This is a genomic window from Frateuria sp., from assembly GCF_035695185.1.
GTDB lineage: Bacteria > Pseudomonadota > Gammaproteobacteria > Xanthomonadales > Rhodanobacteraceae > Frateuria_A.
Genome location: NZ_DASSES010000031.1, coordinates 1 through 5,214, shown reverse-complemented (window position 1 = coordinate 5,214; position 5,214 = coordinate 1). Strand labels below are relative to the sequence as shown.

4 protein-coding genes and 1 pseudogene are annotated in these 5,214 nt (G+C 71.1%); 1 reads left to right on the top strand and 4 read right to left on the bottom strand.

What is annotated here, in order from left to right; all coding sequences use genetic code 11:
- Nucleotides 1–461 (bottom strand): annotated as a pseudogene (locus VFH59_RS02275) (anthranilate synthase component I); the annotation flags it as partial.
- Nucleotides 462–578: 117 nt separating this feature from the next.
- Between VFH59_RS02275 and VFH59_RS02270 the strand changes: the two are divergent.
- The gene (locus tag VFH59_RS02270; RefSeq protein WP_325163267.1) at nt 579–1,526 is read left to right on the top strand and encodes a pilin; all 948 of its coding nucleotides are present in this window, start codon (nt 579–581) and stop codon (nt 1,524–1,526) included.
- A gap of 16 nt (nt 1,527–1,542) precedes the next feature.
- Here the strand turns inward: VFH59_RS02270 and VFH59_RS02265 are convergent, their stop codons facing one another.
- Genes VFH59_RS02265 through pdsR form a run of 3 tightly spaced genes read right to left on the bottom strand, consistent with a single transcriptional unit; the run spans nt 1,543 to nt 4,839 of the window.
- Entirely contained in the window at nt 1,543–3,567 is a 2,025-nt protein-coding gene (locus VFH59_RS02265) for an ATP-binding protein (protein WP_325163266.1), read from the bottom strand.
- A 31-nt stretch (nt 3,568–3,598) separates the two neighbouring features.
- Nucleotides 3,599–4,153: a hypothetical protein gene (locus tag VFH59_RS02260; RefSeq protein WP_325163264.1), complete on the bottom strand. Its 555-nt coding sequence runs from the start codon at nt 4,151–4,153 to the stop codon at nt 3,599–3,601.
- A complete protein-coding gene (gene pdsR, locus VFH59_RS02255; protein ID WP_325163263.1) occupies nt 4,150–4,839 on the bottom strand; it encodes a proteobacterial dedicated sortase system response regulator in 690 nt (229 codons plus the stop codon). The genes VFH59_RS02260 and pdsR overlap by 4 nt, the downstream gene beginning before the upstream one ends.
- Between the last annotated feature and the right edge of the window lie 375 nt (nt 4,840–5,214).

The window sequence follows — 5,214 nt, the reverse complement described above, 5'->3', positions numbered from 1 at the left end:
AGCATCAGCAGCACGTCGGGCGTGCCCAGCTCGTCGGGGCGGTCCCACTGCGCCAGGCGCGGCTCGATGTAGCCGATCGTCTCGAAGCCGAAGTAGCCGACCAGGCCGCCGGTGAAGGCCGGCAGCTCGGGCAGGCGCGGTACCGAATACTGCGCGCGGAGCGTCTCGATCTCGCCCAGCGGATCATCGAGATGGCGGCGCTCGACGATCTCGCCGGCATCCTCCACTTCCAGCGCGTGCCCGCGCAGGCGGTACACGCGCCGGGCCGGCAGGCCGATGATCGAGTAGCGGCCCCAGGTGGCCCCGCCCTCGACCGATTCGAACAGAAAGGTGTACGGGCCGTCGGCAAGCTTCAGGTATACCGAAAGCGGCGTGTCGAGGTCGGAGAACACCTCGCGCACCAGCGGAATGCGCGTATGACCCTGGCTGGCCAGCGCGTCGAATTGGTCTCGGGAGATCACGGGCTCGGGTTCGATAGGGAGCGGCCCATCACGATAGCAGTCCATCCGCCGCCGGACACGGTCGCTTGCGGTCCCCCAGGCGCCCGCTTAACCTGCCGCCGGGACAGGGGGAAAAACATGGAACGTACCGATACGATGCCGGGCCTGGCGGACCGGGGCGCCGGGCAGTGGCACCGGGAAGCGGCCGACCGCGCCGCCCTGCCGACACCGCCTTCGCTGCACTGGGGCTGGGTGTTCCTGCTCAGCGTGGTCACCCTGGGCATCTTCGCCCTCGTCTGGCCATTCATCCAGGCCAACTGGGTCCGCCGGATCGACCCGGACAGCCGCGCCAGGTCCATGCTGGGCGCGGCGCTGACCTGTTACTTCGTCGGCTACTTCCTGACGGCGGCCGGCGCTCCGGCCGACGAAGCCGCTCCCGCGACCGCCATGGAACGCTTCGGCTGGCTGCTGGAACTGGCCTACGTGGGGCTCTTCCTGGGCGCGTACTTCGCCATGGCCGGATCGATCCGTCGCGTAATGGCCGCCTACCGCGTGCCGGTGCAGATCGGCGGCATCACGCTGTTCTTCTTCAACACGCTTTACCTGCAGGGGCAGTTGACCTGGCTGGCCCGCTGGCAACAGACCGGCCAGACCCGGTCCAGCCCGCCCAAGGGCGTGTTCTGGGTGTTCATGACCGTGCCCTTCGCCGCCATCGTGGCGGCAATCGCGCTGCCCGCCTACCAGGCCTATGTCGTGCGCTCGCAGGTGGTGAGCGCGCTGGCCCAGGCCGAACCGCTCAAGCAGCAGGTGCTCGATGCGATCGGCCGCCACCGCGCCTGGCCGCAGGACAATACCCAGGCGGGCCTGATGGAAGCGGAGGCCTACGCCAGCGGCAGCCTCGCCGGCGTCCAGGTGCTGGCGGCCGGTGAGGGCACGGCGCTGGTCGCCACCTTCGCCGGCAACGCGGCTGCCCCCTTGCGTGGCAGGCAACTGGCACTGGTTGCCGAAGGCCGCGACGGCGTGATCGTCTGGACCTGCCAGAGTCCCGACATCGACCCGCGCTACCTGCCGGCCGATTGCCGCTAGGCCTCGCGCCGGGCAGTCAGCCAGCGCCCAGCCGCTGGCGCGGCATGTTGCGCAGCCGCAGGGTAAAGGCGACGCCACTGCCGTCGTCCAGGTTGCACGCGCCGGCGGAGCCGCCGTGGCGCTCGGCGACCAGGCGCACCACGTAGAGTCCCAGCCCCAGGTGAGGCGCATCGCCCGGCGTGGCCTTGTCGCGCAGGCTGACCAGCGAGTCGAACAGGCGCGCCTGCATCGCGGCAGGCAGCGGCGGGCCCTGGTTGGCAAGTGTGACCTCGGCGCCGTCGTCGCGCGCTGCCAGCGACAGGCGCAACCAGCCGTCGGCCGGGGTGAACGAGAGCGCGTTGTCCAGCAGCTTGTCCAGCGCCTGGGCGATCAGCTCCGGGGCACAGTGCATCGGCAGCGCCGCCGCCGGCAGTTCGCAGGCGAGCGTGCGGTTGCCGATCAGCGGGCGATACGCCTCGGCGCAACCGCGCACCACTTCGCGCAGGTCCACGTCCTCGGCCTCGGCGGCGGCGATCGCGCGTTCCATCCGGCTGGCCTCGCTCATCGCGCGCACCAGCGTGCCCAGCCGCGCCACGCCGTCGCGGGCGCGGGCCAGGTAGGGCCGCGCCTCCGGCGGCAGCGCGGCGTGCGCCTCGAGCGCGTGCTCGAGGTTGTCCAGCGAACTCTTGACGATGGCCAGCGGCGTGTTGAGCTCGTGCGACAGCTTGGAGGCCAGCGTGCGCAGATAGTCGGTGTAGCCGCCGATGGCTTCGAACAGGCGCTCGAAGCTGCGCGCCAAATCGCCGATCTCGTCCGGCGCCGCAGTAAGCGGGAAGCGGCCCTGGGCGAACAGGCCATCCAGCCGTCCATCGGCCAGCTGCGCGCGTTCGGCGGCGTCGCGCAGGCGGCCCAGGCGCAGGCTCAGGCGCGTGGCGAACCACAGCAGGATGCCGCCGGCCACCAGCAGCACGCCGAAGCTGGTCAGCAGCAAAGTGAGCAGCGCGCGGTTGGCCAGCAGCGGCACGGTGGTGCTGGCCTGCTCGAGCAGCAGCACGCCGCGCACGTGGCCGGGCGCCCCGATCGGCACGGCGGCGGCCAGCACGACGCTGGCGCGCGTCTCGCCATCACGCCAGACGGTGGCCGGCTCGCCGGTGCGGGCCCGGGCGATCTCCGGCAGCTCCAGGCGCGGGCTGTCCTGTGCCCAGGGCGCGGCGTCCTCGACCGGGGCGGCCAGCAGGGCGCGGTAGACCAGTGCGGCGAACCAACCCGGCTGCGGACCGGCAGCCTGCAGGCGCCCGCTCTGCGCCAACAGCCAGCCGGTCGGTGCCAGCACGCGGGCGCGGGTGTCTTCCGGCGCCAGGCGGGCCAGTTCCTGTGCCAGTGCCGGTGAGTAGTGCCAGAGCGGCCGAGCCTCGACGGCCAGCGGGTCGCCACCGGCCGAAGCCTCGTACAGGCCCAGACCGAGCCGGTCCACGAGCAATGGGCGGGGCAACCGCAGTTCCAGGCGCCAGCCGCCGCCGTCCTCCTGCCACTGGCCGACCAGGCGGTCCGGCCAGGCGGCGACCGGTGGATCGAGCAGGCGCGCGGTGAAGGTGCCCGGCGCCGCACTGGCCAGCAGGTAGCGCAGGCGGGTGTCGCCGCGCTCCAGCTCGAGCACCAGGTGGTCGGCATGCAAGGCGCCCGGGTCGTCGGCGTCGGCGCGGACCCGCCTGGTCCCGCGCTGCTGCACGTAGAGGTAGAGCCCGTCGGCATCCTCGGCCAGCAGCACGCTGCCGCGCGGACCCAGCGGCTGGCTCCAGGGTGTCAGCGGTGCCCAGTCGTCGCCATAGCCGTCGATGGTGATGGGTGTGGTGGCCTGCTGTACGTACCAACCGTGCGGCTCGCGCGGCAACGGGGCGCCGGTGGCCACCAGGCTGCGCGCCACGGCGTGCGCCGAAGCCGTCAGCGCCTGCGCCTGGCCCTCGCGCAACAGGGTTTCCATCTGCCGCACGTACAGCCAGCCGGCCACCGGCAGGGCCAGCGTGCACAGGGCAACCAGCAGCAGCTTGTGGCGCAGGTTCATCGCGTGAGCCTGGGGAGAGCGGCGCCGCGGACTAGCGCGCGGCCGCCTGGTAGCGGGTGCCGATCGCGACGCGCATGAAGGCATCGAGCAGCGCAGCACGTCGGGGATCGGTGTCCCTGAAGCTCACCGACCAGCTCAGGCGAACGCCCGAGGCCTTGCCCGGATCGCAGAAGACCACCGCGTCGTCGACCTGGTCGCTGCCTTCGAACACCTGCGCTTCGCACGGCATGCCGCGATGGTGCACGGGAAAGCGACCCACCTTCGCGGCCGGGTCGCGCTGCAGGTAGTGCCTGCGGTCGGCATCGAGCTCGGCATCCAGGCTGGCGAGCTTGCGCGGCCACACGTTCAGCACCATCACCCGGTCGGGCTCACCGGTCCATTCGCCGTGGTAGATGACCAGATCGACGCCGACGCCGCGGGCGTAGGTGCAGCAATCGGCCGTCCAGCCCGCCGGGGCGGGCGCACGGATGGTCCAGCCGGGCACGTCGCCGTCCGGCCGGCCCCGCGCGATCGCCTCGCCCGGGACGTCGGCGGCCACGGCACCGCCGGCGCAGACCATCAGCAAGCTGCCGAGCAGTTGCCTCACGGCTTCCACCGGTAACCCACGCCGTGCACGGTCTCGATGGCGTCGAAGTCGGGCGCGACCGCCACGAATTTCTTGCGGATGCGCTTGATGTGCGAAGTGATGGTGGCGTCGTCCACCACCAATTCGGCCTCGCGCATCAGCTGGTCGCGGTTCTTCACGTGGCCCGGGAAGCGCACCAGCGTGTGCACCATCCAGAACTCGGTGACGGTCAGAGGAATCTCCACGTCGTTCCAGGTCACGCGCATGCGTTCCGATTCGAGCTTGAGCGGCCCGTGCGCGATCACCGTCTCGCTGGAGGCGGGCGCCTTGAGCGACTCGATCCGCCGGAACAGCGCCGCGATCCGCGCTGCCAGCTGGTGCAGGCTGGTGTCCTTGGACAGATAGTCGTCGGCGCCCAGGCGCAGACCCGAGATCACGTCGAAATCCGAATCGCGCGCGGTGAGGAAGATGATCGGCAGCGTGGCCGACTTTGCGCGCAGCTCTCGGCACAGGTCGAAGCCGCCTTCCGGTTCGTCGCCCAGGCCGATGTCGATGATCACCAGTTCCGGCAGCTTGATGCCGAAGGCAGTGGAGGCCTCCTGCCGCGAGCCGTAACCGCGCGTGTCGTAGCCGAAGCGGGTGAGTGCTTCGACGTAGTTGGCGCGGATGAGCGGTTCGTCCTCGACGATGGCGATGCTGCGGCCCATGGCTTCTCTCCCTGTGGTGGCGCGCAGCGTGCTATGCACACCGCCGCGACGCAAGGCGCGCGAGGCGGCTGCCTGCGTTTTGCCCGATTCGGCCCGCGCGCTGCCCGCTCGCTGTCGCCACGCACGCCCGGCCGGGCGGTTCCATGGAGCCGTCAGCGGAGAGATGCCATGGGCAACACCACCACCAAGCTCGACCCCAACGCCGAGCTGCACCATTTCGAGCCCCTGCGCGTGGCGCTCGCCCTGGGCGCCCTGCTGTTGGGGCTGGTGATGGGCATCCACTGAGGAGATCGCATCATGAACACCGATGATATCGACCCGTTTGCCGTGGAAGGCATGAAGGCACCCGTCGCGCAGGGAGGCGCGGCGGGTGTG